The following is a 26,150-nucleotide window of genomic DNA, read 5'->3' on the forward strand; positions in this document are numbered from 1 at the left end:
CTTTTTTGGCTTCGGCCGCTGCTGACCGTTGGTTGGCTCATGAGGCGAAAACGATGTCCTCGCGCTGGCTGACATGCCAGGGAATGACGAGGCGCTCGATCCGGTCGACGATCCAGAACAGCACCACGCCGAGCAGCGCCAGGATTACCAGCGCTGCGAACATCGTCGGCAGGTCGAACGTTCCGATCGAGCGCTGCATCACGTAGCCGATGCCGGAATTGGAACCGACGAACTCGCCGACCACGGCACCGACGACGGCGAGGGTCACCGAGACTTTCAGGCCGGAGAAGATCGCCGGCAGTGCATGCGGCAGGTTCACCGCGCGGAACACTTGGAAGCGGCTGCCCTGCATGGCGCGGGCGAGGTCGACCATGTCAGGATCGACCGACTTGAAGCCCTGCACGGCGGAGACCACCACGGGGAAGAATCCGAGCAGGAATGCGGAAATCACTTTTGGAATGATGCCGAAGCCGAACCAGACCACGAAGAGCGGCGCGATCGCGATCTTCGGCACGGACTGCGAGAACACCAGCAGCGGATAGACGTAGCTCTCCACCGTCTTCGAGCCCGCGATCAGCATCGCCACGGGAATGCCGAACAGCGCGGACAGAAGGAAGCCGCAGACCGTTGCATATGTCGTCGGCCAGCACTGCCGCAACAGTTCCGGCCAGTCGGTACGCAGCACCGCGACGACGTCGGCCGGCGCCGGGATCTGATAGGCGGGGATCCTGAACAGCCGGATCGCGAGATCCCAGGCAATGACGACAAACACCAGGAACAGGAACGGCCGCACCCAGGCCGCGTTCAGCATCTTCGACAGCGCGCTTTGCGGTCTGGCCTCCGCCACATCTCACTCCCGTCTTCTTTTTCATTCTTGGGAGAAATTAACTCGTTGGATAAATACTGTCCAGCGCTTTCCTGTGTGGCGTTTTGTGGCGCCTGTTGCCGCTTCTTTGTCTAGATCGCGGAACAGTCGCGTCACACTTTCAGTGTCATTCCCCGTGAAAGCGGGGAATCCAGTACGTCGCAGTTTCTCCGTATCCTCGCGCTGCCTCTGGAATACTGGATCGCCCGCCCCAGTGCGCAATAGCGCACAAGGCGGGCGATGACGGCTGGGGTTATGGAAGCAGTACGCAGGATGGGTCGAGCGGCACGTCGATGATGGCCTCGCGGCGCTGATTTGTCCGCTATGTCAAAGGCTTCGCGGAATGCGCACGGCATTGGACCGGCAACTGCCGGCTACTTTGCATGGGGTTGTTTTCGAGACTTTGGTTTGCCGTTGCGCCGGTTAGACCGGCTGATGCTGCGGGACGCGCGGCTTCGGCGCCTTGACCATGTCGAACAATTCGGCCGAGCGCCCGGTCAGCGCCGCCAGCACGAGGCCGACCATGTGGGCGAGCCGCTCCTCCTTGGCGTCTTTCGCGAGCAGGTCGCGGCCGAAAATCACGCTCAGCGTGGCGCTGTTGGAGAGATAGAAGAAGGTGAGCGCCGCGATCGAGATGTAGAGCTGCACCGGATCGACCGCGACCTGGAAGTCGCCGCTCTCGACGCCGCGGCGGACCACGGTACGGATCATCTCGACGAAGGGCGAGTGCATCGACTTGACCTTGGTCGAGCGCTTCAGATGTTTTGCGCGCGCAAGGTTCTCGGTCTGGAGCAGCGACAGGAACTCAGGGTTTCGCAGAAAGTAATTCCAGGTGAACTCGATCAGCCGCTTGATGGCTTCGGGCGGATCGAGATGCTCGAGATCGAGCCCCCTCTCCTCGTTGCGTATCTTCTCATAGGCTCCCTCCAGCACCGCGAGATAAAGTTCGTCCTTCTTGCCGACGTGGTAGTAGAGCATGCGCTTGTTGGCGCCGGCCTTGGCCGCGATGCGGTCGACGCGGGCACCCGCAAGGCCGTGAGCCGAAAACTCCTGCTTCGCGGCTTCGAGGATGCGAAGCCGCATCCCTTCCGGGTCGCGCTGCCATTTGAGAGTTCGTTTTGCCTTCGCCAAATCGGTTGCCCGCCAATGCTTGTCCCGATTGCATGTATCATGCGCTCAAGGATTTGAGAATGCGAGCGATCACACCACCGGCTTCGGTGAGCGCTCCAGCAAAATCGTCTGGATGCCGCAGGTACGGCTGCGCACCGTCATCACCCGCGTGCCCGGCTTTCGGCCGTTGCGCACCTCGCTGACGTCGACGCCCGCGGCAATCAGGCGGGCGCGGGTCGCTTCGATGTCGGCGACGCGCCAGCTCAGGCCCCAGAGCCGGTCATGGCTGAAGTCGCCGCCCGCGACCGGCCTGCGCACCACCTCGACGATGAGATCGCCGCAGCGGAAGAACATCAGCTGGCCCCAGTCGTGATGCGAGCGGTCGAGCGCCATGTCGAGCCCGAGCCGGGCGCCATAGAGCGCCGCGGCACGCTCGGAATCCTCGGTCGCGACCACGACGTGGTCGAGCCCTTCGATCGGGCCGATGTCGGTCACATCAGAGATCGGGCGCTGCCCGGCGAGTTCGAGAAAGAACATGCGCACGCCGCGCGTGAGCTCGGTGGCCGAGCGGGTGCGCTTCCAGTGCAGCACCGCACCACTCTCGGCGTCACGGCTCTCGACCTCCGCGATCGGCTCCGGCTTCAGCGCCACCCGGTCGAGCCGCCGGTGCATCTTGCCGATGTCTACGACACGGAAGCACAGGCTTGCGAGCATGCCCTCATGGTCATCCAGCAGCGCGCGCATCCGGTCGGCGGTGACGCTGAAGCCGCTCGGCGCCATCAATTCCAGCGTCATGTTGTCGAGGGTGAACAGCACGCGATCGGCGCCGTCGCCGGAGTTCTGCCAGGCCGGTGCCCGTGCCAGCAGGGTCTGATAGGCGGCTCTGGCGGCGGCGATATCGCTGACCAGGGCGACCACGTGATCGAGGCCGGTGATCATGTTCCCCCCATTTTGATCGGCCCGGAACAATGGGTCGAAATTCGGCATTTGTCCGGGCTTGGCATTGCCCGGTGATGGTCGTATTCCGGCCCTATGCTCACCTCAAGCGCTGAGGGCGGTGCCTTTGCGAATAATTTCCGCGTTCCATCCGCGGAAGCGGTGCTAATGTAATGCTGCCGGCCGGGACCACCCAGCGCATCACGGACAACCAATGCAGGCTCTCTTTATCGGACAGACCTATATCGACGTCACCTTCATTACCGACCACATGCCGACCGGCGACGAGAAGCACGTGGCGGACGCCTACGCGGTCTCCTTCGGCGGCAATGCGGTCACGGCGGCCTTCTGCTGCGCCAAGCTGGGAGTCGTGCCCGACCTGATCGCGACTGTCGCGAACGACTGGCTTGGCCGCATGTTCCAGGACATGTGCGCCAAATACGCCATCTCGCTGCACAACCGGAAGGTCAACCAGTCCTCGCTGTCCTTCATCATGCCCAAGGACGGCAAGCGGGCCATCGTCCGCTGCCGCGACGATCACCACATCCATCCCTTCCCGATCCTCAATCTCGGCAACTGCCGCGCGCTGCATATCGACGGCCACCAGCCCGACGCCGCAATCCACTACGCAAAAGTCTGCCGCGAGGCCGGCATCTTGACCTCGCTCGACGGCGGCGGCCTGCGCACCAACACGCATGAGCTCCTGGAGTTCATCGACGTTGCGATCGTCGCGGAGCGGCTGTGCGAGCAGATGGATCTGACGCCGGACAAGATGCTCGATTATCTCAAGAGCCGCGGCTGCAAGATCGGCGGCATCACCATGGGTGAGAAAGGCCTGCTCTGGTACAACGAGACCGGGGCGGTCGACATCATGCCGGCGATGCCGATCCCGCGCGAGCGCGTGATCGACACCAACGGCGCCGGCGACGTGTTCCACGGCGCCTACATCTACTCCTACCTCGCCCATCCCGGTAAAAGCTGGCGCGAGCATTTCGACTTCGCCCGCGCCGCCTCGACCCACAAGATCCAGCGTCTCGGCAACGAAGCCGGCTTGCCGACCCTTGTCGACATCGCCAAAGTCAGGCACGAATTCGAGGTCAAGGTTTAGTCTTCGCTGGGGAATCACATATGGGGCGCGTCTTCGTCGCCGGCAGCATCAACATGGATGTGGTGGCAACCGCCGATCGCCATCCCAGGGTCGGCGAGACCGTCGCCGGCAAAGAGGTGCTGTACTTCCCCGGCGGCAAGGGCGCCAACCAGGCGGTCGCAGCCTCAAGGCTCGGCGCGCGGACCACGCTGATCGGCCGGCTCGGCAAGGACTCCTTCGGAGCGGATCTGAAGGCGTTCCTCGAAGGTCAAGGCATCGATCTTGGCTACGTCCAGGAGACGGCGGAGGCTCACACCGGCACCGCCATCATCACGGTCGCGAAGGCCGACAACACCATTGTCGTCATTCCCGGTACCAACGCGCTGGTCAGCGCCGAGGATGTCGACGTCGTGCCGCTGCTGAAGGGCGATGTCGCCGTCAGCCAGTTCGAGATTCCGCTGCCCACGATTGCCGCCTTCTTCCGGCGCGCCCGCGCGGCGCAGGCGAGGACGCTGCTCAACCCCGCGCCGGCACAGAAGTTCAGCCGCGACCTGCTCGAGCTGGTCGACGTGCTCGTGCTGAACGAGACCGAGCTTGGCCTGCTCGCCGACGTGGCGTTGTCCGACAGCGATGACGTTGCGCGGATCCTCGATGCGGCGCGGCGGCTTCAAGCGAGCCCGGATCAGACCATCTGCGTCACGCTCGGCAAGCGCGGCGTTGTCGCGCTCGCGGGCCGCGAGGAGCTGATCGTGCCGGGCCGCGTGGTGCAGGCGGTCGACACCACGGGTGCCGGCGATTGCTTCGTCGGCGCGCTGGCCGCGCGGCTCGCCGACGGCGCGCCTCTGCGCGACGCGCTCGCCTTTGCCAACGCCGCCGCCTCGATCTCCGTGCAACGCATGGGCGCCGGCCCCTCGATGCCGACGGCGGAAGAAGTTTCCGCCGTCATCGGAAGCTGATCACGCCAGCGCGCTCTTCAGATCGAAAGTATCGTCAGCGGCCTTCTCGGGCGCGAGCGAGCGGTCCATGCCGAGCAGGCGGCGGCCGAACATGTGATCGCCGGCGCGGTTGATGGACTCGATACCGAGCAGCTTGTCGCCCTTGTAGCAGAAGGCCGAGAACGCCTTCTTCGTGGGATCGCCGCGCAGCACGACGCGGTCGTAGCCCGTCGTCAGCCCGGCAATCTGCAGCTTGTCGTCGCCCTGATCGCTCCAGAACCAGGGCTGGCCGTCATAGACCTTCCTGTCGCCGGTCAGCCGCGCCGCCACGCAGCGGGCATGGTCGGTGGCGTTCTGCACTGACTCCAGCCGCAAAGAGCCCCCGAAGCGCGGGCTCGCAAACAGCGCACAATCGCCGACGGCTGAGATGTTCGGATCGGACGTCAAGAGATATTCGTCGACGATGATACCGGAGGCGACCGGCAGCCCTGCCTCGGCCGCAAGCTCGACATTCGGCAGCACGCCGACGCCGACCACGACGAGATCCGCCGGCAGATGCCGGCCATCGCTCAAGGAGACACCGGTGACCTTGCCGCCCTCCGCCTCGATGCTGGTTGCCTGCACACCGAGATGAATGCGGATGCCCGCCTCGCGATGGCGCTCCTGGAAATACTCAGAGACCTCCGCCGTCACCGCCCGCGCCATCACGCGGGGCGCGAGCTCGAGCACGTCGACCTCGAGCCCCTTGATCCTTGCCGTGGCGGCGAATTCGAGGCCGATGAAGCCGGCGCCGATTACGACGACCCATGTCTTCGACGGCATGATCGCTCGCAACGCCTCGCTCTCATCGAGGATGCGCAGGTATTTGACGTCGGGCAGGTTGGCGTTGGGCAGATCGAGCAGCCGGTTGCGCGCACCCGTCGCCAGCACGAGATGGCCGTAGTCGAGCGTGTCGCCGGAGGCGAGATGAACCTTGCGCCCGGCCCGATCGATCGACGTCGCACGGCCCGCGATCAGCTCGATCTTCTGGTCGGTATAGAATTTCTCCGGCCGGAACATCAGGCTTTCAGGGCCAGCCGAGCCCTTGATATAGGCCTTGGACAAAGGCGGCCGCTGATAGGGCAGATGCGCCTCGTCATTGATAAGGCAGACGCGGCCTGCAAAGCCGGACTGACGCAGCGAGGCGGCCACCTGATAGCCACCATGGCCCGCGCCGACGATGATCACCGAACCGTCCGTCATCGGAACAGCCCAACTTTCTGGACACGAGCGTTACCCATGTCGTCTCCTCTCTCTCACTGATTTTGGCTTGCTGGCCTTGTCGGTCGAGGAGCCGGCGCTCGTGTCCGTCCCTAATCGATGGCACCACCATTTGACCCTATCGTTCCCGGTAAGGCAAGAGCATCCGGCGGTAGGGATTGTCTCCCCTCGCCTTCTGCGATTTAGTTGCGACAAAGACCTCCTGCCGGGGATTTTGCCATGTCCGCATCCGCCGCCTCCCCCTCCGACGCCGCCGCCCTGCTGAGCATCGACGGTCCCGTCGCCACCATCACGCTCAACCGCCCCGCCGCGTTCAATTCGATCAACCTCGCGATCGCGCAGAGGCTCGAACAGCTTGCCGCTGAGATCGAGACCTCCGACGCGATCCGGGTCGTCGTCATCGAAGGCGAAGGCCGCGCCTTTTGCGCCGGCGGCGATTTGCAGACCATCGGTGCCGCAGCCGAAGCCAACACGGTGACGCCGGTCGTGGGCGAACTCCTTAAGCATTATCATGCCTTCATCGAGACACTCAGGCGCATGCCAAAACTCTCGCTGTCGAGTGTGCACGGCTCGGCCGCCGGCGCCGGCATGGGACTCGCCTTCGTCACCGACCTCTGCATCGCCGCGGAAGATGCCAAGTTCACGCCGGCCTATGCCAAGATCGGTGTGTCGCCCGACGGCGGCAGCACGGTCGGCATTGTCGGAACCGTCGGCACACGACGTGCCCTGCAGATCTTCCTCGCCGAGGACAGCTTTACCGCGCAGCAGGCTCATGAGTGGGGCCTCGTCGCCAAGGTCGTTCCGGCGGCTGAGCTCAAGGCCGCCACGCGGCAGCTCGCAGAGCGCCTCGCGCAAAATCCGCCTGCCGCGATCGCGGGAACAAAGTCGCTGGTCTACCAGGCCGCGACGACGCCGGTGAGGCAGCAACTCGATGCCGAAGAGCACAAGATCATCATGGCGATGCACACGGAGGATTTCCGCGTCGCCGTGAAGAAATTCACCAGCAAGTCGAAATGAACGTGCTCACGCCGCCACGCTCGTTCTACGGTCTTCGTCATGGCGCGACCGACTGGAATCGCGAGGGACGTTTCCAGGGACGGACCGACAATCCGCTGAACGCGGATGGCATCACGCAGGCCCATGCAGCGGGAGATCTGCTACGCGGCTCCGCCATCAGCCGCATCGTGACCAGCCCTCTGGTGCGCGCGGCGAGAACGGCCGAGATCATTGCAGCCACGATCTCGGTACCTCTGGCGACCGACCATGGCATCATCGAGTGCGATTTCGGCAGCTTCGAGGGACTATCCGTCCGCGCCGCCATGGAGAAGCACGGCGTCAAATCGGCAGAAGGCCTCATCTCCATTCTGCCGGCCGATGGCGAAGCCTGGGACGTCGTCACCAAACGGTCGCTGGCCTGCGTGTCTGGGTGGCTGGAACGGCATCCCGACGACCACATCCTGTTCGTCTGCCATGATGCAGTGATGCAGGCGCTTGCGCGGTCGCTGTGCGGCAGCTTTTTCCAGAACCGCCACGGCGCGCCCTTTTGCTACCTGCCCTCACAGCAGGGATGGCGCGTCGAGGAATTTCGCTACTGAGGGCAGATATAGCCCGTGCCCGCCGGCGACTTGAAGCAGCCGACCGACTCGGGAAGCACGTGCCGTGGCAGCCACAAAACCACGCTCGGAAAATAGATCGCAAAGGCGATTGTGGCGAAGAACACGACATAGATCGGCAATGCGGCGCGCAGCGCCCTGGCAAAGCTGATGCCGACGAATTTCGAGGCCATCAGCAGCACGAGGCCATAGGGCGGCGTGATCAGGCCGAAAGCGAGTGTTGCGATCAGCACCACGCCCATATGCACGCCGTTGATGTCGCCGGCTTCCGTCAGCGCGTTCACCAATGGCATGAAGATAATGATGGTCGGCACCGGCTCGATGAAGTCGCCGACCACGGTGAACAGCAGCACCATCAAGAGCATGATCAGGTGCGGATCGTTGCCGGCGATCGAGGTGATCCATTCCGCGATGTAGTTCGCACCGCGCAAATAAGCCAGCATCCAGCCGAACGCGTTGGCGGCGCCGATCGTGATCAGCGGCAGCGAGAAGATCAGCCCGGCGAGGCAGAAGTCGTACGGAATCTTCCTTAAGTGGCCGCGGTTCAGTGCGGGGATCACGACAAGGATGATCCAGGCCACGGCAACCACGCCGGCTTCCGTCGGCGTGAACCAGCCGGTCAAGATGCCGCCAAGCAGGATCACCGGGATCATCAGCGGCAAGGCCGCATCGCCTGCGGCAAACACCACCTGCCGCAGCGGCGCGCGCGGCTTGCGCAGGCCGGACGGGCCGAAGAAATAACAATAGATCATCAGGCCGAAGCCGATCATCAGGCCCGGCACGACACCGGCCATGAACAGGCCCGCGATCGAGACGTTGCCGACCGCGCCATAGACCACCGCGGTGATGCTCGGCGGCACCAGCGCCGCGATGGTCGAGGCCGATGCAATGATCGCGGCGATGAACGCGGGCTCGTAGCCCTCCCGCTTCATCGGGCCGCCGAGCGCGCGGCTCATCACGGCAACGTCGGCCGTCGTCGAGCCCGACATTTCCGAGAAGAACATGCTGAAGACGACGACGACCTGCGACAGCCCGCCCCTGATATGCCCGACCAGCGACACCGAGAGGTTCGCGATTCTTACCACCACATTCGCCGAGCTCATGAGCTCGCCGACCAGCAGGAAGAACGGGATTGCGAGCAGCGCCTCGGAATCCACGCCGTCAAAGATCTTCTGGATGATGGCGGCGAGCGAGACGTCGGACAGGATCGCGCCGATGAAGACACCGGCCATCAGCGAGAACGGCACGGGCACGCCGAGATAGCCGAAGAACAGGAAGCAAGACGACATCAACACCAGGACGACCGGTGCGCTCACGGCTGCACCCTCGTCTCGCGGACTGCGGGAGGCGCGGCATCCTCGTCCTGCGGTTCGGGATGATCAAAACCGTTGCGCAGGCCGTTGACGAGCTGCTCGATCGTGAAAAGGCCGATCAGGACGCCTGACACCGGAATGATGGCATAGAGCGAGGCAATCGGCGTGCCCGACGGCAGGCGAAAGCTGCCGAAGCCGCGAAGATAGTTGAGATAGCCGTACCAGATCAGGCAGGCGGCAACGCCGAGCACGACGATACGGATGACGACCTCGACGATCAGCCGCGGCGTGCCGTGCATCGCCTCCGAGATCGCGGTGAGATAGAGATGATCGTTGCGCCGGGTCGCGGCCGCCGTTCCGATGAAGATCGCGTAGATGAACAGCGTCGAGGTGACCTCCTGGAGCCACAGCCAGGGATGACCGATGGTACGGGTGACGATGTCGGCGGTCACCGACAGCGAGAAGCCGAAGCAAAGCACGCCGCAAAGCATCATCAGCGCCAACTCGAGCCAGTCGAGCGAGCGCCACTTCAGGTGACGCTGCCGCGTCAGGACGAGCTTGTCGGCAATGGGCATCAACGACTCCGTCGTCCCGGCGAAGGCCGGGACCCATAACCCCAGCTGCGCGTTGTTGAAAGAAGCAGACTGCCACCGTGCCACAAGCTCCGCCGCGGAGTATGGGTCCCGGCCTTCGCCGGGACGACTCGTGGAGGCAGTGGCATCTGCGGCCTAATTGATCGACCGGATCAGGTTCTTGATCTTCTCGGCGTGCGGGCCGAGATCCTTGGCGAGCTTGTCGAGATAGGGATCAGCAATCGTGATGAAGCCGGACTTGTCAACGTCGGTCACAACCTTGACGCCGATCGATTTCAGCTTGACTTGCGATTGATGCTCAAGCTCGATCGCCTTGGCCGGCTGGGTCTTGTTGACCTCGTCGGCGGCGGCCTGGACCCAACCCTGCTGCTCGGGAGTGAGGCTGTTCCAAAGCTTGTCACTGACCCAGACCAAACTGTTGTTGGCCTCATGCTCGGTCATCGAGAGCACCGGCGCCACCTCGTAGTGCTTGTTGGCGAGATAGACGTTGACGCCGTTCTCGGCGACATCGACCACGCCGGTTTGCAGAGAGGTGTAGACGCTACCGAACGGCATATGCACGATCTGCGCGCCATAGGCCGGAAACATGGTGTCCTCGGTTGGCGTCGCCTGTACCCGCACCTTCAGGCCCTTCATGTCGTCGACCTTTTTGATCTCCCGCTTGGAATACATGTTGCGCAAACCAAGAGTCGCGAGCGCAATGACGTGGGCGCCCTGAACCGTATCCGAAATCATCGCCTTGACGGCCGCTGCGACAGCGGGGTCCGCCATCGCCTTGATGAGATGGTCCTCCGAGCGGAACAAGTAGTGCATCGACATCACGCCGGCCTGCGGCGAGAGCGTCGCGGCATTTGCGGATGAGGAGATACAGAATTCGACGTCGCCTGCCTTGACAAGTTGCAAGACTTGCGGCTCCTGCCCGAGCTGCGCACCGGGATACTGTTCGATGAGCATCGTGCCCTTGCTCAGCGCCTTCAGCTTCTCGCTGAAGATGTCACCGAGGATTCCATACCCCGTGGTCTTGGGCTGGTCGTAGGCGAAGCGATAATGCTTCACCTCCTGTGCCGATGCGCCCGTGACGAACAGGATCGCGGCCGTTGCCGCCAGCCCAAGCATGGATCGTGCAATCATCGTCTCCCCCTGTTTTATGGTTCGCCGCTTTTGCGGCTGAACAGTTTTGCGGGTGGTCGCTCACCCCTTCTCAGTCTTTTGCCCGGTCTTTGGTCCAGTCCTCTGCATGAAATCGAAGTCGCAGCCCTCGTCGGCCTGCAAGATGGTCTCGTTGAACAGCCAGGCATAGCCACGCCTGGCCTCGTCCGACGTCGCCGGGAGCTTCAAGACGGTGCGCCGGCGCGCCAGCTCCGCATCGTCAACCAGAAGCTCGATGCTGCGCTTGGCAACATCCAGCCGGATCATGTCGCCGTTCTTCACCAGCGCAAGCGGTCCGCCGACCGCGGATTCCGGCGTGATGTGCAGCACGATGGTGCCGAACGCCGTGCCGCTCATGCGCGCGTCCGAGATGCGCACCATGTCCTTGGTGCCACCACGCGCCAGCTTCTTCGGGATCGGCAAGTAACCTGCCTCGGGCATGCCCGGCGCGCCCTTCGGCCCCGCATTGCGCAGCACCAGCACGTCATCGGCAGTGACGTCGAGATCGGGATCGTCGACCCGCAAGGTCATATCCTCGACGGATTCGAATACCACCGCACGCCCGGTGTGCTGCAATAGCTTGGGGCTTGCAGCGGATTGCTTGATGACGGCACCGCGCGGCGCGAGATTGCCGTGCAGGACGGCAAGACCGCCTTCCGGCTTGATCGGATTGTCGCGCGGACGGATGGCGTCCTGTCCGGGCACGTCTTCCGCATTGGCAACGACGTCTCGGAGGGTCTGTCCAGAAATCGTCTTGGCGTCGAGATCGATGAGATCGCCAAGCTGCGCCAGGAGTTTCGGCACGCCGCCGGCGTGATGGAAATGCTCCATATAATGCTCGCCAGACGGTTTCAGGTCGACCAGCACCGGCACTTCGCGGCCGAGCTTGTCGAAGGCATCGAGATCCAGCCGGTGTGGCGAACGATGCGCCATCGCCGTCAGATGGATCAGGCCGTTGGTCGAGCCGCCGATCGCTTGCAGCACGACCTGCGCATTTTTGAAAGACGCCGGCGTCAGCAATTCGCTCGGCTTCGGCCCCTTGGTCTTGGCCATCTCGGCGGCGACCTTGCCGCTCGCTTCAGCCAGACGGAAACGCTCGGCATGCGGTGCCGGGATCGTCGCGCTCATCGGCAACGAAAGGCCGAGCGCCTCGATCATGCAGGCCATGGTCGAGGCCGTGCCCATCACCATGCAGGTGCCGACCGATGGTGCGAGCCGGCCGTTGACCGCCTCGATCTCGGCATCGTCGATATCGCCCGCGCGATATTTCGCCCAAAGCCGCCGACAATCGGTGCAGGCCCCCAGCACCTCGCCCTTGTGATGGCCGACCACCATCGGCCCCACGGGGATGACCACGGTCGGCAGGTCGGCGCTGATCGCGGCCATCACCTGCGCGGGCAGCGTCTTGTCGCAGCCGCCGATCACGATCACCGCATCCATTGGCTGGGCGCGGATCATCTCCTCGGTGTCCATTGCCATCAGGTTGCGCAGGTACATCGAGGTCGGATGCGCAAAACTCTCGGCGATCGAGATGGTCGGGAACACGAACGGCATCGCGCCCGACAGCATCACGCCACGCTTCGCGGCCTCGATAATCTGCGGCACGTTGCCGTGGCAGGGATTGTAATCACTGTAGGTGTTGGTGATGCCGACGATCGGGCGCTCGAGCGCATCGTCGGAATAGCCCATCGCCTTGATGAAGGCCTTGCGCAGGAACAGCGAGAAGCCGGCATCGCCATAGCTCGTCAGCCCTTTGCGCAAGCCACTCGTCATGATGCTACTCCCTTCCGCAACTGCCATTGTCGTACAGGCTGCCTCCTGATTGTCAATAACAGAGGTCGCATTTCGACTTTTTTCCGATCATTGCAGCGCCACAGCGGGCAGATTATTGACAATCCGTCCCCTCCTGCTCCACAAGGCGAGCGAACCACTGGGCCCGGCCTCGGGAGGCCAACGGATGACGGAGACGGCAAGCGAGAGCCCGGCGGCACTTCGGCGCGAGGACCCGGACGACGTGGTCGCGCGGCTCGAGGAGGACATCATCTTCGGCCGCTTCGCGCCGGCGGCGCGCCTGACCGAGGACGCGCTGATGTCGCGCTACGGCACCTCGCGGCACTTCGTTCGGCAGGCTCTCGTCGAGGCCGAGCGGCGCGGCATCGTCCGGCGCGAGAAGAACATCGGCGCCACCGTGCGCTTCTATTCGGCCGAGGAGGTCCGGCAGATCTACGAGGTCCGGGAGATGCTGACGCGGCAAGCCGCGCTGATGATCCCCCTGCCCGCGCCGCAAGGCCTGATCGACGAACTCACCGAGTTGCAGCGGCACTATTGCGCCAAGGCCGAGATGCAGGACCTGCGCGGCATCCACGAGGCCAACGACGCCTTCCATGTCGCGCTGTTCTCCGCCTGCGGCAATCCCTATTTGGTGCGCTCGCTCCAGGACTACATGAACCTGACGCTGCCGATGCGCGCGAAGAATCTCGCCGACCGCGAGGGACTGGCACTATCCCGGCGCCAACACGAATTGATGATCGAGCTTCTGAAGGGCCGCGATAGCTGGGCACTGGCGCAGCTCTGCGTCGATCACATGCAGTTCAGCAAGTCGGATTATCTGAAGCGGATTGCGGGCGAAGCGCCCGCGCGTTAGCGCTTGCTCCAGTCGATGATCCGGCTCGGATCAGCATCGAACTCGACGCTGCAGAACGCGCCGCCCTGGTAGTAGTCGCCGACCGGATCGGGCTTGAGCTTGGCCTGCTCCGCCATCGCGTGCTGCACATGGTCCTCTGCGCGGCCGGTCGGGCGGTAGCCGAACTCGTAGGCGCGACTGTTGTCCCACCAGGCGCGCTCGTTGAGCGAGGCACCGTAGAAGATCTCGAAATGGATGTCGGGGTGCTCCAGGCCAATGCGGCAGAGCTGGACGAGATCCTCAGGCTTCAGCCAGATCGCGAGCCGGCGCTGATCGAGCGGCTTCTCGCCGAAATTGCCGATGCGGAGGCAGGTGACCTTCAGCCCGTGCTTGTCGGCATAGAGCGCACCGACGGCTTCGCCGAACACCTTGCTGACGCCATAGCGGCCGTCCGGGCGCGGGGTGACGTCGGCGCCGATCTTGTGGTGACGCGGATAGAAACCGACGGCGTGGTTCGAGGACGCGAAGACCACGCGCTTGACGCCCTTCTTGCGCGCCGCCTCGAACAGATTGTAGCCGCCGATGATGTTGGCCTGGAGAATGTCGTCCCAGGATCCCTCGACCGAATAGCCGCCGAAATGCAGGATGCCGTCGACGCCCTCGCAGATCGCCTCGCATTGCGCGAGATCGGACAGGTCGGCCGCCTTGAATTTCTCGTTAGGCCCGAGATCGGCGGGCGGCTTGATGTCAGAGAGCAGGAGATCCGGATAGATCGGCGGCAGCAATTTGCGCATCGCGCTGCCGATTCCGCCCGAAGCTCCCGTCATCAAAATACGCGGCATTTCTTCCCTCGCAGGTAGCGACCGGTTTGCGGTCGTTGGGCTCTAATGATAGCAGACCTGACCAGAGGGGACGCAACAACGAGAACTGCACATGTCCGATGCATCGTCACATTCCCAAGGATCGTCCCAAGGCTGGTCCCAAGGCTGGCGGCCGGCGACCTATTACCCTGATCCGGCGATAAGTGCACTAGACCCAAGGTTTGAGAAATACTGGCTGAAGCTCTCGGCTGTGGAACGCCTCACCACCGGCCTGCGCTGGGCCGAGGGTCCGGTGTGGTTCGGAGATGGACGGTATCTGTTGTGCAGCGATATCCCCAACCAGCGCATCATCAAATGGGACGAGGAAACCGGGGCGGTTTCCGTTTTCCGAAAGCCCTCCAACTTCGCCAACGGCAACACGAGGGATCGCCAGGGCCGGCTGATCACCTGCGAGCATGGCGGCCGCCGGGTGGTGCGCACCGAATATGACGGCGCGATCACGGTGCTGATGGATTCGTTTGGCGGCAAGCGGCTGAACTCGCCGAACGACGTCGTCGTGAAGTCCGACGGCTCGATCTGGTTCACCGATCCCGTGTTCGGTCTGCTCGGCAATTATGAGGGCTACAAGGCGGAATCCGAGATCGATCCGAACGTCTACCGGCTCGATCCCGTGAGCCGCAAGGCGACGATCGTGGCCGAGGGCGTGCTCGGCCCGAACGGGCTGTGTTTCTCGCCGGACGAGAAGATCCTCTACGTCGTGGAATCGCGCGGGCAGCCGAACCGCAAGATCCTCGCCTATGACGTCTCGCCGGACGGCACGACGATCTCCAACAAGCGCGTCTTCATCGATGCTGGACCAGGGACGCCGGACGGCATGCGCTGCGACATCGACGGCAATCTCTGGTGCGGCTGGGGCATGGGCGATCCCGAGCTCGACGGCGTCGTGGTGTTCGCGCCCGACGGCGTCATGATCGGCCGCATCGCGCTGCCCGAGCGCTGCGCCAACCTCTGCTTCGGAGGCGTCATGCGCAACCGCCTGTTCATGGCGGCGAGCCAGTCGATTTACGCACTGTACGTGAACACGCAGGGTGCACTCGGGGGATAGACGAAACCGCCTGCACTACATCGCCCTGCAAAGGAGTGGGCCAACGATTGAAGTCATGTCAAATCGGCGGCGCCTGGCCCGACCCGCTGTTCATAGGAATACCACCGATCGACGTGCCCTGGATCGGGCAAGTCAGCACAACGCCTGCCCCGATCGCGAGGAGTGCGGAGAATAAGGACTACCAGAATCCGGCCAATCAGAATCGCGATGGCGGCCACAATAGATGGAACGATGATCGCACGGAACCCGCTCATCCGGAAAATGAAGCCAGGCTGACCTTTCGTGTTGAGGGGAACTTCCTTCGCAATTCAGCGTCAGATGGAGCTTTGTCAGAATTCGACTGGGGTTCGATTCCCATGTTGTGAGTGGACAGTTGGAAGATTTCGCCGGACATTCCGTCGATCGGGAGGAACCCGCCGGCTAATTTCCAACGCCAAACCATCAGCCCGAAATTTCCCAAGAGAAATTTCCCAAGACAAGGCAGTTGCGAGATCGTGCGACGGCGTCGTCCACCCGCAGATCAGGAGCTACCCCAGCAAAGCAACATTGCAACAATCAATGCGGAGAGAACGCCATGGCCGCCAATCTCACGTCCGTTGTGATGCAATTCCTGACTCCCGAAGTTCTGGCGCAAATCGCTTCATTTCTTGGAATCGATCGAACCACAGCCCAGAAGGCAACAGCCGGAGCTGTCCCGTCACTGCTAGCCGGGCTGGCAGACCTTGTCGGTACTCCCGCTGGAAGCAATCAATTATCAAAGCTGCTGTCCCAACAGCAAGCCGGCTCTCCTGCAGATATTTTGCGCGGCGCGAGTCCTGAGCGACTGGCTGAGACCGGGACGGGCATGCTGTCCGGATTGTTCGGCGCCGGAACAATGGGGACCATGGCCCAGGCTATCGGAAAGTTTGCCGGCGTGGGCGACGGCGGCGGATCGTCGCTGCTCGGCATCCTCGGCCCGATCGTGCTGGGCGCGCTGGGGCAGCACCAGCGCGAGACTGGTCTCGATGCAAACGGTTTGGCATCGCTGCTGCGCTCGCAGAAGGACCAGATTTCCGCGGCCATCCCGGCAGGTCTTGCCAGTCAGCTCAGCGCTGCGGGTCTGATCGACCAGGCGGGTACCGGAGTACGCAGCGGGATGGCCGCTGCCTCCGCCGCGGGAAGTCGAATCGCGAGCGCAAGCGAACGTGCGAGTTCCGCTTACGCAACAGCCACCAAGACCACTCAATGGCCGTATTGGCTCGCCGCCCTGGTCGTCCTGGGTGGTCTTGCATGGTACGCATTCGACCGTCCTGGCCAGCAGACGGTCGCTGAGCAGACCGCTCCCGCGCGGCCCGCCACCACCGTGGGCATGGCACCTACGAACTTGACTGTCGACGGTGTGAACCTGGCCAGCCAGGTCAACACGACGATCGACTCCTTGAAGTCAGCGCTTCCGAGCATCACCGATGCCACCGGGGCGCAGGCGGCTCTACCAAAAATCAACGCGGCAATATCGCAGCTCGACGACGTCGGCACACGCGCGGCAAAGCTCACGCCCGAAGGACGAACTGCGCTCGCCAAACTGATCGCCGCCGCGATGCCGGCCATCAACCAGATGTGCGACAAGGTCATGGCGGCTCCCGGCGTCGGGCCGATCGCGAAACCGGCGATCGACGATCTCAGGGCAAAGCTCGATTCGCTGGCCCGAGTTTGAAATTTCTGAGTGCGGCGACCCAGGACTGTCGCCGTACTCAGATCGGTTTTCACACGGCGGATTGTGCCAGGGAGTGGATCTATGGCTGACAAAGCAAGTTTTACGAAGGACGAATGGGCCTTGCTCTTGAGAAGTCCAATGAATGCAGGGATCGCCATCACAGCGGCTGAACCGAGCGGCTTGTGGGGCCTGCTCAAGGAGTCGTTTGCGAGTGGCGCAGCGCTGAGCCAGGCGGCCACAGACCCCAGCGCCAACGCATTGGTCAAGGCAGTGGTTGCCGATTTCACGACCGGCGACGGCCGAAGCGTGGCTCGCGATGGATTGAAAGCCGAACTCGCGAACAGCAAGCCCGCGGAGGTCAAGACCAAAGCCATCGACTCGCTGCGGCAAGTCTCGACCATCCTCGCAGCCAAGGCGCCCGGTGATGCCGCGGCGTTCAAGGATTGGCTCCGCCAGATCAGCCAGAAAACGGCCGAGGCTGCATCTGAGGGTGGAGGCCTGTTTGGCGGCGGCGTCCTGGTCAGTGACGCCGAGAAGGCAACGCTTGGCGAAATCTCGGCCGCGCTCGGCGCCTGATCGGGGCCGACACCGAAGCTTGCCTGCCTGCTGATGCGAAACGCCGGAGCGGTCACCCGCTCCGACGCTGCAACTGTGATGTGAAGTGCTTAGGCGGCGTTGAAGCCGGCGACTGCCTTCACTTCGAGGAAGTCCTCAAGACCGTACTTGCCCCACTCGCGGCCGTTGCCTGACTGCTTGTAGCCGCCGAACGGCGCCGAGCGATCGTTGGGCACGCCCTGGAGGTTGACGTTGCCGGCGCGGATCTGGCGAGCAACGCGCTTGGCGCTCTCCACCGTATCGGCCGAGACGTAGCCCGCCAGGCCATAGGGCGTGTCGTTGGCGATCTGCACGGCGTCGGCTTCGTCCTTGGCGCCGATGATGGTGAGCACGGGTCCGAAAATCTCCTCCTTCGCGATCGTCATATCGCTGGTGACGTCGGCGAAGATGGTCGGACGAACGTAGAAGCCCTTGTTGACGCCCTCGGGCAGGCCCGGGCCGCCGGCGACAAGCGTTGCGCCCTCGTCGATGCCCTTCTTGATCAGCGCCTGGATCTTGTCCCACTGGCCGCGGTTGACGACGGGACCAATGGTGGTGCCTTCGCCGCGCGGATCACCCGCCTTGGTCTTGTCGGCGACCGCCTTCGCGATCGCGGCCACTTCCTTCATCTTGGACAGCGGCACGATCATGCGCGAGGGCGCGTTGCAGGACTGGCCGGAGTTGTTGAACATGTGCATCACGCCGCCGGTCACCGCCTTCGTGAGGTCGGCGCCTTCGAGGATCACGTTCGGCGACTTGCCGCCGAGCTCCTGGCTGACGCGCTTCACGGTGGGAGCTGCGCGCTTGGCCACATCGATGCCGGCGCGGGTCGAGCCGGTGAACGAGATCATGTCGATGTCCGGATGCTCGCTCATGGCGGCGCCGACCTCGGGGCCGAGACCGTTGACGAGATTGAACACACCCTTCGGCACGCCGGCTTCATGGAGGATTTCCGCGAAGATCAGCGCCGAGGTCGGCGTGAACTCCGACGGCTTCAGGATCATGGTGCAGCCGGCGGCGAGCGCGGGCGCCACCTTGCAGGCGATCTGGTTGAGCGGCCAGTTCCAGGGCGTGATCATGCCGACCACGCCGACCGGCTCACGCAGCACCATGGCGGTGCCGACCGGCTCCTCGAAATGATAGTTCTTGAGCACGTCGAGCGTGGTCATGAGGTGGCCGAGGCCGGCGCCGGCCTGGAGCTTCTCCGCCATCGGCAGCGGCGCGCCCATCTCGTCGGAAACCGCGGCGCCGATCTCCTTGAGACGGCCCTTGTAGATCTCGATGACCCTGGAGAGCAGCGCGACGCGCTCCTCGCGGCTGGTCTGGGAATAGGTGACAAAGGCGCGCTTGGCGGCGGCGACGGCCTTGTCAACATCGGCCTTCGAGCCGAGCGCAACCTCGTACATCGCCTCTTCAGTCGCAGGATTGACGACCGGAGTGGACTTCTTGACGGCCGGATCGACCCAGGCACCGTCGATGTAGAATTGCATACGATTGACCATTGTGGACCTCTTCTTGGGGAGCATTGGAGGGGGCGTTTCGGCGGCTATCCTTGCACGAAAGCCGGGGGAGTTGAACCCGCCCCCATGCTTGACCTGCGATGCGGCGGACGCGGTGGAATATGATCGCGTGCCGGGGAACTGGCAAGCACCCCCACGTCATTCCGGGGCGGCTCAAAGAGCCGAACCCGGAATCTCGAGATTCCGGGTTCGATGCTTCGCATCGCCGTGGCATGACGTCCCTAGTTACTCCGGAATGTCGACCTTGGTCGGTCGGTTACTTCCATCACACCGCCATCTTCCGATGCAGCACCGGCGCGCCGGTGGTGAGGCTTTCGGCCGCATCGATGATGGCGTTGGCGTCCAGGCCGTGGTGGCGATAGAGGTCGGCGATGGTGCCGGTCTGGCCGAATTGCTCGACGCCGAGCGCCTCGACGCGGTGGCCGCGGACACTGCCGAGCCAGCCAAGCGTTGCCGGATGGCCGTCGATCACGGTCACGAGACCGCAATCGCGCGGCAGCGGCGCAAGCAGCTTTTCGATATGGCTCAAATGCTGCACGCCGCGGCGATCTCGCCGCAATTTCCGCGCGGCGGTCCAGCCTGCATGAAGGCGGTCGGCCGAGGTGATCGCGAGCAGGCCGACGTCGCGGCGGCTCTCGCCGATGAAGCCGGTTGCCTCGATCGCCTCCGGCGCCACCGCGCCGGTATAGGCGATCACGACTTCGGCATTGGGGCCCGGCTTGCGCAGCCAATAGGCGCCGTCGGTGATGCCCTGCTCAAGCTCCGGAGTCATGATCCGCTGCGCCTGTTCGATGGTGCGCGTCGACAGGCGCAAGTAGACCGAGCCACCCTCGCCTGCTTGGCGCTGCATGTGGTCAAAACCCCAGCCCATGATCACCGCAAGTTCGTCAACGAAGGCCGGCTCGAACGATGCGAGCCCGTCCTGGGCCATGCCGATCAAAGGCGTTGCGATCGACTGATGCGCCCCACCTTCGGGTGCGAGCGTGATGCCGGAGGGCGTCGCCGCCACCATGAAGCGGGCATCCTGATAGCAGGCGTAGTTCAGCGCATCGAGGCCGCGTTCGATGAAGGGATCGTAGAGCGTGCCGACCGGCAGCAGCCGCGCGCCATTGATGTGATGCGAGAGTCCCAGCGCCGACATCATGATAAACAGGTTCATCTCGGCGATGCCGAGCTCGAGATGTTGACCCTTGGGCGATGCATCCCAGTTGAAGGTGGATGGAATTTTCTCGCTGCGGAATAAATCCGCCTTCTCGGCGCGGGCAAACAGGCCGCGCCGGTTCACCCAGGGACCGAGATTGGTCGAGACGGTGACGTCGGGCGACGTCGTGACGATGCGCTTTGCAAGCTCGCTGTCGCTGCGCGCGATCTCGTTCAGCACAAGCCCAAAACCCTGCTGGGTCGACATCTGCGCCGACGGCTTGAAGGTGAGCTGCGAGGGCACCTCGACGACGGGCGCGGTCAGCCGGCGGCCGTCCTGATTGAAGGGCACGCGCGCGAGGAAGGCTTCGAGCCCGGCGGTATCCTGCGCCATGCCTTCGAACTTGTCCCACTCGTGGCCGGTGCGGATGTTCTGGCTCTCGCGAAACTTCTCCATCTGCGCGACCGTCATCAGGCCGGCATGGTTGTCCTTGTGGCCCTGGAACGGCAGGCCGACGCCCTTGATGGTGTAGGCGATGAAGCAAACCGGGCGATCGTGATCGATCTTTTCAAACGCCTCCAGCATGCTCGCCATGTCGTGGCCGCCAAGGTTCGACATCAGCGCCAGCAACTCGTCATCGCTGCGCCGGTCGATCAGCTTGGTGATCGGCCCCTGGTCGCCGATCTCGTCATGCAGATGCTTGCGGAAGGCCGCGCCGCCCTGGAAGCACAGCGCCGCATAGAGCGCGTTCGGGCAGTTGTCGATCCATGCTTTAAGCGCTTCGCCGCCCGGCTCGGCAAAAGCCTCGCGCATCAGCCGGCCGTATTTCACGATCACCACGTCCCAGCCGAAATTGCGGAACATGGTCTCGAATTTTTCCCAGAGCCCCTCGCGCACGACGGCGTCGAGCGACTGCCTGTTGTAATCGACCACCCACCAGGTGTTGCGCAGGCCGTGCTTCCACCCCTCGGCCAACGCCTCGAAAATATTCCCCTCGTCCATCTCGGCGTCGCCGACGAGTGCGATCATTCGCCCTTCGCGGCGATCCTTCATCCAGCCATGCGACTTGACGTAGTCCTGCACCAGCGAAGAGAACAGCGTCTGCGCGACGCCGAGGCCGACGGAGCCGGTCGAGAAATCGACGTCGTCGATATCCTTGGTACGCGAGGGATAGGATTGCGCGCCCTTGAAGCCGCGGAAATTCTCCAGCTTCTCGCGGGTCTGGCGGCCGAACAGATACTGGATGGCGTGGAACACCGGGCTCGCATGCGGCTTCACCGCGACGCGATCCTCAGGTCTGAGCACGTGGAAATACAGCGCCGACATGATGGTCGCGAGTGAGGCGGACGAGGCCTGATGGCCGCCGACCTTCAAGCCATCCGCATTGGCGCGGATGTGATTGGCATGATGGATCGTCCAGGACGACAGCCACAGCACCTTGGTTGCGAGCGCGGACAATGTGTCGAGGCGGGCGGAATCGACGGGCATGGCAATGCTCCGGTAAATGATGGCCTATGATACGCCTGCGGGAGCCGGCAAAATTCTCAATTTTTCGCGCCACGCCTGTGAATATTGGGATACTTTACCAATAGATAGCCACTCCACACAGGTTCTATCCCAATGCCCGAGCTCGACGCCATCGACCGAAAGATCCTCGCCCTGCTCCAGACCGACAGCCGGCTGACCATGCAGGAGCTCGCCGACAAGGTCGGGCTGTCGGTCTCGCCCTGCCACCGCCGGGTCAAGCTTCTGGAGGAGCGCGGCGTCATCACGCGCTACATCGCGACCGTGGACCAGAAGGCGCTGGGGCTGCATGTCAGCGTCTTCATCTCGATCAAGCTGGCTCGGCAGAAGGAGGAGGATCTCAACCGCTTCGCACGAGCGATCTCGAAATGGGACGAGGTTTTGGAGTGCTATCTGATGACCGGCAACCGCGACTATCTCTTGCGCGTCGTCGCCGCCGACCTCTCGTCTTATGAAGCATTTCTGAAGAACAAGCTCACGCGCCTCGACGGCATCGCCTCGATCGAGTCGAGCTTTGCTCTAAGCCAGGTGAAATATTCGATCGCGCTGCCGGTGTAGGTGGGGTCACCGCGCTCAGCGCTGCAACTGCGTCAGCGTCGCGAGCATCTCTGCCCGGCCTGGCGAATCCCGATAGGCATCGACCAGTGCAATCGCCTCCTTCAGTTCAGCGTCCGCGGCACAGCCGTGCCCTGCCAGCCAAATCAAGGCCGGCAACGGCGCACTGCCGCCGAGACGCTCGAGCAATTCGGAGTAAAGACGCTTATCGTTCGGGTCAGGCCGGTACACCTGGGTAAACTGGCGGTGCAAATCGCTCAGCGCCGTCGTGCATAATGGCGCCGTCGCCTCGAGATCAAGCTCGCCGAGATACCGGACTAGCCTCCATCGTACGTCCTCGTCGTATTTGCTCGACAGGATTTCAACGGCCTCGTCGGTGCGCCGGTCGAGCTTGCGCGCGCCGGCAAGCGCTTGGTCCCGCAGAGCGTTGTCGTCGGTAAATCTCAGCCAGGCCTTGAGATGCGATCTTGGACCCAGCATCGAGAAACGCGCGGGCCGCTCGCGTAACGTCTGGCCCAACAGGTTGGGATCGCGCAACTTCGCCAGCCGGTAAAGCTCGTAGTTTGGGTCGCGATATCCCTTCGCCATGGTTTCCCAGGCCACGGCCTCCGCGTCGCACGAACATTCATAGCCTACCAGCCAGGTCATCGCATCAATCGCGTCCGACACCGACCGGGCGATATCCGAAGACGGTCTGCTATCGGCGGTCTTGAGCACCAGCGGCGCAACGCGCCTGCGCAGCAGGCTGCGCGCCTTGTCGCAAAGGGCCGGCGTCGGATCGAGATCGAAAGAGCTGAGATCACCGATCGGAAAGTCGCCGCGGTCGAGCATCGTTTCCGCCTGCGCCTGCCGCTGATCGAGGCTTCGGATGCTGTGGACCACCTCCGACCGCTTGTAGCCGTCGGGCGTATAGAGAAACGGCGTCCAGTCCCAGATCGGCGCATTGGCCGGCACCCGCGCGAGATCCGCGTTGAATTTGGCGAGCCGCACGGCCGCCTCCTTCTCCACCGTATTGCGCATCCGCGACAACGGCTCCATCAGCAAGCACACTGCCAGGATCGCGACGGGAAGCGCGCCGACGATGCGCGATATCCCGGACCGTCCTAGCAGGACCAGAAAACACCAGGTCACGGCAAGGGGTGGCACGACGACAAGAATGACGATTGGCCAGAGAAATGGCGACCGATCAGCGTGCCAGAGCAGATCCATTGCCGCCATCGCGACAAAGCCGGATACGGGTACGATCACGAGGGCCAAAACTTTCGTCAAGCGCGGGGCGTTGCCCTTCAGGCTCGCAATCGCAGTCATGATCGTCAGCAAGGACCAGAGCGCAACGACATGGATGGCGGCCAAGCCCCGACCGATCGGATCGCTGTGCAGATCCGCGACGCCGCCCAATACCAGGAGCCAGATCAGGCCGCTGACAAAGCCAAGCGCAATGCTGGCGGACACTTCGCCCCTTAACAGTTCGGTAGCCCGCATTGTTGCTCCACTCCGAGCCATTGGTCGCAGCTACCGTCGTGCAGGTTCGGTGCTCGTCGGGGCTTTGTGCTATCGCCACGGCTCCACGATGATCTTGGTATGCGTCTCGGGATTGGCGAGGTCGGCGAAGGCTTTCGCCACGCCGTCGATGCCTACCGTCGCCGTCACCATTGCCGCCGCGTCCACCTCCCCCTCCGCGATCAGGCGCAGCGAATAGGCGAACTCCTCCGGCGTGTAGCCGAGCACGTACTGGACGTTGAGCTCCTTCATGATGCCGAGCATCGGCTCGCTCTTGTCGCTCTCCATGCAGACGCCGACCACGACGATGCGGGCGTCGCGCGGGGCGCCCTCGAACACCTGCTGGAGCAGTCCGGGCACGCCGACGCATTCGAAGATGAGGGCAGGCTTCAGCGCCGGCAGCATGGCCTGAAGGGGCGGCCGCGCTGCTTTCTCAGCATCCGACATCTGGGCATGCTCGGCCCAGGTGGCATAGGGTTGCGACACCCGGGGATCGACGACGATGTCGGCGCCGAGTTTTGCCGCAAGCGCGCGCCGCGCCGGCGAATAATCCGCGGCGACGATCGGGTGCAGGCCCTTGATTTTCAGCGCCGCAATGACCGCAAGCCCAACCGGGCCGCAGCCAATCACCAGCGGCACCTCGCCGCCGCGCACGTTTGCTTTGGCGACGGCATGGACGCCAACCGCGAGCGGCTCGGTGAGAGCGGCGTGCTCCGCGGCGAGGCCGTTCGGCACTTCGAGCAGCAGCGGTTCGCTCAGCAGCATCGCTTCGGCATAGCCGCCGATATTGTCGTTGGAATAGCCGATGCCCTGGATGCCCGCCGGCGTCAGCAGCGCCGGCAGCGAGCAGACGCGCGTACCGGACTTCAGCTTGCGCTCGGTGCCCGGACCGTAATCGACGATCTCGCAGCAGAACTCATGGCCGAACACGACGTCGCGCGACAGGTCCATCGGCGCACGCCCGGCCTTCTTGGCCATCTCAACCATGCGATGGGCGTGCTGGCGCGCGTGCAGATCGGAACCGCAGATGCCGCAGGCGAGCGTCTTCACCAGTACCTGGCCAGGGCCCGGCTTCGGCTCCGGCATCTTGTCGACGACAATCTCACCGTTCCTGAAAATCGCAGCCCGCATCCGGCTCCTCCCATTCTTGTTGGAGCCGTTGATAGCACAGAGCCAGCCCTGAGATATGGCGTCAGGCGTTCGGCGAACGCTCTTCCAGCACCAAAAGCTGGGCGCGGCGGACACGTTCACGATGGGCGATATAGAGGCCACTCGCGACGATGAACGCGGCGCCCGTGATGGTCCAGACGTCGGGCAGCTCACCGAAGATGAAGAAGCCCAAAATGCTGACCCACAGCAATTGCGTGTAGGAGAACGGCGCCAGCACCGAGGCATCGCCATAACGATAGGCGAGCACGATGATCCACTGCCCCACCGTGGAAGCAATGCCGATGAAGATGCCGAGCCCGATGGCAGTCCAGCTCGGCGTGACCCAGACGAACGGCACCATCGCGGTGAGGATGGCAACGCCGGTCAGCGCGGAATAGGCCATCGTGGTGAGGACGGCTTCCCGCCCGCTGATCATGCGCGTCAGGATCAGCGCAGCAGCCCAGCAGAACGCGGAGACGATCGGGAAGAACGCCGCAACGTGAAACGCGTTCGAGCCCGGCCGCAGGATGATCGTAACGCCGACGAGGCCCAGCGCGGTTGCGAGCCAGCGGCGCAGGCCGACCTTCTCGCTCAGGAAGATAATCGACAGCGCGGTGACGAACAGCGGCGAGACGAAGCCGGTGGCGGAGGCCTCCGCGATGGGGAGAAAGCGCAAGCCGGTGATGAAGAACAGCGAGGAGCCGAGCAGTGCGGCGCCGCGCATCAACTGAAGGCCGAGCCGCTCGGTACGCATCGCATAGAGCGGCGAGGCCGGCAGCATCACCGGCGTGAACATCAGCGCAAAGGTCAGGAATCGGATCCAGGTGATCTCGATCGACGGCAGGCTCGTCGAAAGGTATTTCGCGGTGACGTCGGAGCAGCCGAGGAACACTGTCGACAACAGGACCAGCGCAATGCCTTTGAAGGGATGGTCGACACGCGCAGGTGCGCGGCGTGCGGCCTGCTTCTTCGCTGGCATAGGCACGGAAATACTGTCGAGCCTTGCGGCTGCGGCGGGCGGCGGTGTCACGGCTGGAACTCGGGAAAATGCGAATCGTAAGAGC

At 63.6% G+C, this 26,150-nt stretch carries 23 protein-coding genes; 9 read left to right on the top strand and 14 right to left on the bottom strand.

What is annotated here, in order from left to right; genetic code table 11:
* Positions 1-37 precede the first annotated feature (37 nt).
* From NLN62_RS01000 to NLN62_RS01010, 3 genes are all read right to left on the bottom strand, one after another.
* A complete protein-coding gene (locus tag NLN62_RS01000; RefSeq protein ID WP_027525517.1) occupies positions 38-847 on the bottom strand; it encodes an ABC transporter permease in 810 nt (269 codons plus the stop codon).
* A gap of 441 nt (positions 848-1,288) precedes the next feature.
* Positions 1,289-1,996 carry a TetR/AcrR family transcriptional regulator gene (locus NLN62_RS01005; protein ID WP_198031844.1) on the bottom strand — a complete coding sequence of 236 codons (708 nt, stop codon included), beginning with the start codon at positions 1,994-1,996 and terminating at the stop codon, positions 1,289-1,291.
* A 69-nt stretch (positions 1,997-2,065) separates the two neighbouring features.
* Positions 2,066-2,914 (bottom strand): VOC family protein, encoded by an 849-nt coding sequence (locus tag NLN62_RS01010; RefSeq protein ID WP_027525519.1) that lies wholly within the window; start codon positions 2,912-2,914, stop codon positions 2,066-2,068.
* 211 nt (positions 2,915-3,125) lie between these two features.
* Between NLN62_RS01010 and NLN62_RS01015 the strand changes: the two genes are divergently transcribed.
* Positions 3,126-4,019: a sugar kinase gene (locus NLN62_RS01015; RefSeq protein WP_254107047.1), complete on the top strand. Its 894-nt coding sequence runs from the start codon at positions 3,126-3,128 to the stop codon at positions 4,017-4,019.
* A 20-nt stretch (positions 4,020-4,039) separates the two neighbouring features.
* Complete coding sequence (rbsK, locus tag NLN62_RS01020) at positions 4,040-4,954, top strand: ribokinase (RefSeq protein WP_254107048.1); 915 nt, start codon at positions 4,040-4,042, stop codon at positions 4,952-4,954.
* On the opposite strand, the gene NLN62_RS01025 is transcribed toward rbsK, so the two are convergent.
* On the bottom strand, positions 4,955-6,175 hold the full coding sequence (locus NLN62_RS01025; RefSeq protein WP_254107049.1) for an NAD(P)/FAD-dependent oxidoreductase: 1,221 nt from the start codon (positions 6,173-6,175) through the stop codon (positions 4,955-4,957).
* 237 nt (positions 6,176-6,412) lie between these two features.
* On the opposite strand from NLN62_RS01025, the gene NLN62_RS01030 reads away from it, so the two are divergent.
* Together NLN62_RS01030 and NLN62_RS01035 are read left to right on the top strand one after the other, a co-directional pair.
* Positions 6,413-7,210 (top strand): enoyl-CoA hydratase/isomerase family protein, encoded by a 798-nt coding sequence (locus tag NLN62_RS01030; protein ID WP_254107050.1) that lies wholly within the window; start codon positions 6,413-6,415, stop codon positions 7,208-7,210.
* Positions 7,207-7,788, top strand: coding sequence for a histidine phosphatase family protein (locus tag NLN62_RS01035; protein ID WP_254107051.1), 582 nt, complete (start codon positions 7,207-7,209; stop codon positions 7,786-7,788). The genes NLN62_RS01030 and NLN62_RS01035 overlap by 4 nt, the downstream gene beginning before the upstream one ends.
* Here NLN62_RS01035 and NLN62_RS01040 read toward each other — a convergent pair.
* From NLN62_RS01040 to NLN62_RS01055, 4 genes are all read right to left on the bottom strand, one after another.
* Positions 7,782-9,122, bottom strand: a complete 1,341-nt coding sequence (locus NLN62_RS01040) for a TRAP transporter large permease (protein ID WP_254107052.1) — start codon at positions 9,120-9,122, stop codon at positions 7,782-7,784. The genes NLN62_RS01035 and NLN62_RS01040 overlap by 7 nt on opposite strands.
* On the bottom strand, positions 9,119-9,694 hold the full coding sequence (locus tag NLN62_RS01045; protein ID WP_254107053.1) for a TRAP transporter small permease: 576 nt from the start codon (positions 9,692-9,694) through the stop codon (positions 9,119-9,121). The genes NLN62_RS01040 and NLN62_RS01045 overlap by 4 nt, the downstream gene beginning before the upstream one ends.
* Before the next feature lie 153 nt (positions 9,695-9,847).
* Entirely contained in the window at positions 9,848-10,843 is a 996-nt protein-coding gene (locus NLN62_RS01050) for a TRAP transporter substrate-binding protein (RefSeq protein ID WP_254107054.1), read from the bottom strand.
* Between the two features lie 60 nt (positions 10,844-10,903).
* Complete coding sequence (locus NLN62_RS01055; RefSeq protein WP_254107055.1) at positions 10,904-12,634, bottom strand: IlvD/Edd family dehydratase; 1,731 nt, start codon at positions 12,632-12,634, stop codon at positions 10,904-10,906.
* A gap of 184 nt (positions 12,635-12,818) precedes the next feature.
* Here NLN62_RS01055 and NLN62_RS01060 point away from each other — a divergent pair, with 184 nt between their 5' ends.
* Positions 12,819-13,505, top strand: coding sequence for a GntR family transcriptional regulator (locus NLN62_RS01060; RefSeq protein ID WP_254107056.1), 687 nt, complete (start codon positions 12,819-12,821; stop codon positions 13,503-13,505).
* On the opposite strand, the gene NLN62_RS01065 is transcribed toward NLN62_RS01060, so the two are convergent.
* Positions 13,502-14,326, bottom strand: coding sequence for an NAD(P)-dependent oxidoreductase (locus tag NLN62_RS01065; protein ID WP_254107057.1), 825 nt, complete (start codon positions 14,324-14,326; stop codon positions 13,502-13,504). The two genes, NLN62_RS01060 and NLN62_RS01065, sit on opposite strands and share 4 nt — an antisense overlap.
* Before the next feature lie 91 nt (positions 14,327-14,417).
* Here NLN62_RS01065 and NLN62_RS01070 point away from each other — a divergent pair, with 91 nt between their 5' ends.
* The 3 genes from NLN62_RS01070 to NLN62_RS01080 all read left to right on the top strand — a co-directional run bounded on the left by NLN62_RS01070 (position 14,418) and on the right by NLN62_RS01080 (position 17,679).
* Complete coding sequence (locus NLN62_RS01070; protein ID WP_027525531.1) at positions 14,418-15,410, top strand: SMP-30/gluconolactonase/LRE family protein; 993 nt, start codon at positions 14,418-14,420, stop codon at positions 15,408-15,410.
* A 601-nt stretch (positions 15,411-16,011) separates the two neighbouring features.
* A complete protein-coding gene (locus tag NLN62_RS01075) occupies positions 16,012-17,103 on the top strand; it encodes a DUF937 domain-containing protein (protein ID WP_254113312.1) in 1,092 nt (363 codons plus the stop codon).
* Between the two features lie 81 nt (positions 17,104-17,184).
* Positions 17,185-17,679 (top strand): hypothetical protein, encoded by a 495-nt coding sequence (locus NLN62_RS01080; protein ID WP_254107058.1) that lies wholly within the window; start codon positions 17,185-17,187, stop codon positions 17,677-17,679.
* A gap of 89 nt (positions 17,680-17,768) precedes the next feature.
* Here the strand turns inward: NLN62_RS01080 and NLN62_RS01085 are convergent, their stop codons facing one another.
* A complete protein-coding gene (locus NLN62_RS01085; RefSeq protein WP_254107059.1) occupies positions 17,769-19,199 on the bottom strand; it encodes an aldehyde dehydrogenase family protein in 1,431 nt (476 codons plus the stop codon).
* A gap of 283 nt (positions 19,200-19,482) precedes the next feature.
* Positions 19,483-21,846, bottom strand: coding sequence for a transketolase (locus NLN62_RS01090; protein WP_254107060.1), 2,364 nt, complete (start codon positions 21,844-21,846; stop codon positions 19,483-19,485).
* A 132-nt stretch (positions 21,847-21,978) separates the two neighbouring features.
* On the opposite strand from NLN62_RS01090, the gene NLN62_RS01095 reads away from it, so the two are divergent.
* The gene (locus NLN62_RS01095) at positions 21,979-22,440 is read left to right on the top strand and encodes an Lrp/AsnC family transcriptional regulator (RefSeq protein ID WP_027525536.1); all 462 of its coding nucleotides are present in this window, start codon (positions 21,979-21,981) and stop codon (positions 22,438-22,440) included.
* A gap of 15 nt (positions 22,441-22,455) precedes the next feature.
* Here the strand turns inward: NLN62_RS01095 and NLN62_RS01100 are convergent, their stop codons facing one another.
* The 3 genes from NLN62_RS01100 to NLN62_RS01110 all read right to left on the bottom strand — a co-directional run bounded on the left by NLN62_RS01100 (position 22,456) and on the right by NLN62_RS01110 (position 26,071).
* The gene (locus tag NLN62_RS01100; protein ID WP_254107061.1) at positions 22,456-23,919 is read right to left on the bottom strand and encodes a hypothetical protein; all 1,464 of its coding nucleotides are present in this window, start codon (positions 23,917-23,919) and stop codon (positions 22,456-22,458) included.
* A gap of 69 nt (positions 23,920-23,988) precedes the next feature.
* A complete protein-coding gene (locus NLN62_RS01105) occupies positions 23,989-25,068 on the bottom strand; it encodes a zinc-binding dehydrogenase (protein WP_254107062.1) in 1,080 nt (359 codons plus the stop codon).
* A gap of 61 nt (positions 25,069-25,129) precedes the next feature.
* Positions 25,130-26,071 carry a DMT family transporter gene (locus tag NLN62_RS01110; RefSeq protein WP_027525539.1) on the bottom strand — a complete coding sequence of 314 codons (942 nt, stop codon included), beginning with the start codon at positions 26,069-26,071 and terminating at the stop codon, positions 25,130-25,132.
* Between the last annotated feature and the right edge of the window lie 79 nt (positions 26,072-26,150).

The sequence above is a fragment of the Bradyrhizobium sp. CCGUVB23 genome, assembly GCF_024199885.1.
Classification (GTDB): domain Bacteria; phylum Pseudomonadota; class Alphaproteobacteria; order Rhizobiales; family Xanthobacteraceae; genus Bradyrhizobium.

Bases quoted from the DNA above. Each gene is read 5' to 3' on its own strand.
- NLN62_RS01105 (WP_254107062.1), bottom strand. From the start codon at position 25,068: ATGCGGGCTGCGATTTTCAGGAACGGTGAGATTGTCGTCGACAAGATG.
- NLN62_RS01060 (WP_254107056.1), top strand. From the start codon at position 12,819: ATGACGGAGACGGCAAGCGAGAGCCCGGCGGCACTTCGGCGCGAGGAC.
- NLN62_RS01065 (WP_254107057.1), bottom strand. From the start codon at position 14,326: ATGCCGCGTATTTTGATGACGGGAGCTTCGGGCGGAATCGGCAGCGCG.
- NLN62_RS01085 (WP_254107059.1), bottom strand. From the start codon at position 19,199: ATGGTCAATCGTATGCAATTCTACATCGACGGTGCCTGGGTCGATCCG.
- NLN62_RS01080 (WP_254107058.1), top strand. From the start codon at position 17,185: ATGGCTGACAAAGCAAGTTTTACGAAGGACGAATGGGCCTTGCTCTTG.
- NLN62_RS01070 (WP_027525531.1), top strand. From the start codon at position 14,418: ATGTCCGATGCATCGTCACATTCCCAAGGATCGTCCCAAGGCTGGTCC.
- NLN62_RS01015 (WP_254107047.1), top strand. From the start codon at position 3,126: ATGCAGGCTCTCTTTATCGGACAGACCTATATCGACGTCACCTTCATT.
- NLN62_RS01055 (WP_254107055.1), bottom strand. From the start codon at position 12,634: ATGACGAGTGGCTTGCGCAAAGGGCTGACGAGCTATGGCGATGCCGGC.
- NLN62_RS01050 (WP_254107054.1), bottom strand. From the start codon at position 10,843: ATGATTGCACGATCCATGCTTGGGCTGGCGGCAACGGCCGCGATCCTG.
- NLN62_RS01090 (WP_254107060.1), bottom strand. From the start codon at position 21,846: ATGCCCGTCGATTCCGCCCGCCTCGACACATTGTCCGCGCTCGCAACC.
- NLN62_RS01075 (WP_254113312.1), top strand. From the start codon at position 16,012: ATGCAATTCCTGACTCCCGAAGTTCTGGCGCAAATCGCTTCATTTCTT.
- NLN62_RS01030 (WP_254107050.1), top strand. From the start codon at position 6,413: ATGTCCGCATCCGCCGCCTCCCCCTCCGACGCCGCCGCCCTGCTGAGC.
- NLN62_RS01035 (WP_254107051.1), top strand. From the start codon at position 7,207: ATGAACGTGCTCACGCCGCCACGCTCGTTCTACGGTCTTCGTCATGGC.
- NLN62_RS01045 (WP_254107053.1), bottom strand. From the start codon at position 9,694: ATGCCCATTGCCGACAAGCTCGTCCTGACGCGGCAGCGTCACCTGAAG.
- NLN62_RS01100 (WP_254107061.1), bottom strand. From the start codon at position 23,919: ATGCGGGCTACCGAACTGTTAAGGGGCGAAGTGTCCGCCAGCATTGCG.
- NLN62_RS01025 (WP_254107049.1), bottom strand. From the start codon at position 6,175: ATGACGGACGGTTCGGTGATCATCGTCGGCGCGGGCCATGGTGGCTAT.
- NLN62_RS01010 (WP_027525519.1), bottom strand. From the start codon at position 2,914: ATGATCACCGGCCTCGATCACGTGGTCGCCCTGGTCAGCGATATCGCC.
- NLN62_RS01095 (WP_027525536.1), top strand. From the start codon at position 21,979: ATGCCCGAGCTCGACGCCATCGACCGAAAGATCCTCGCCCTGCTCCAG.
- rbsK (WP_254107048.1), top strand. From the start codon at position 4,040: ATGGGGCGCGTCTTCGTCGCCGGCAGCATCAACATGGATGTGGTGGCA.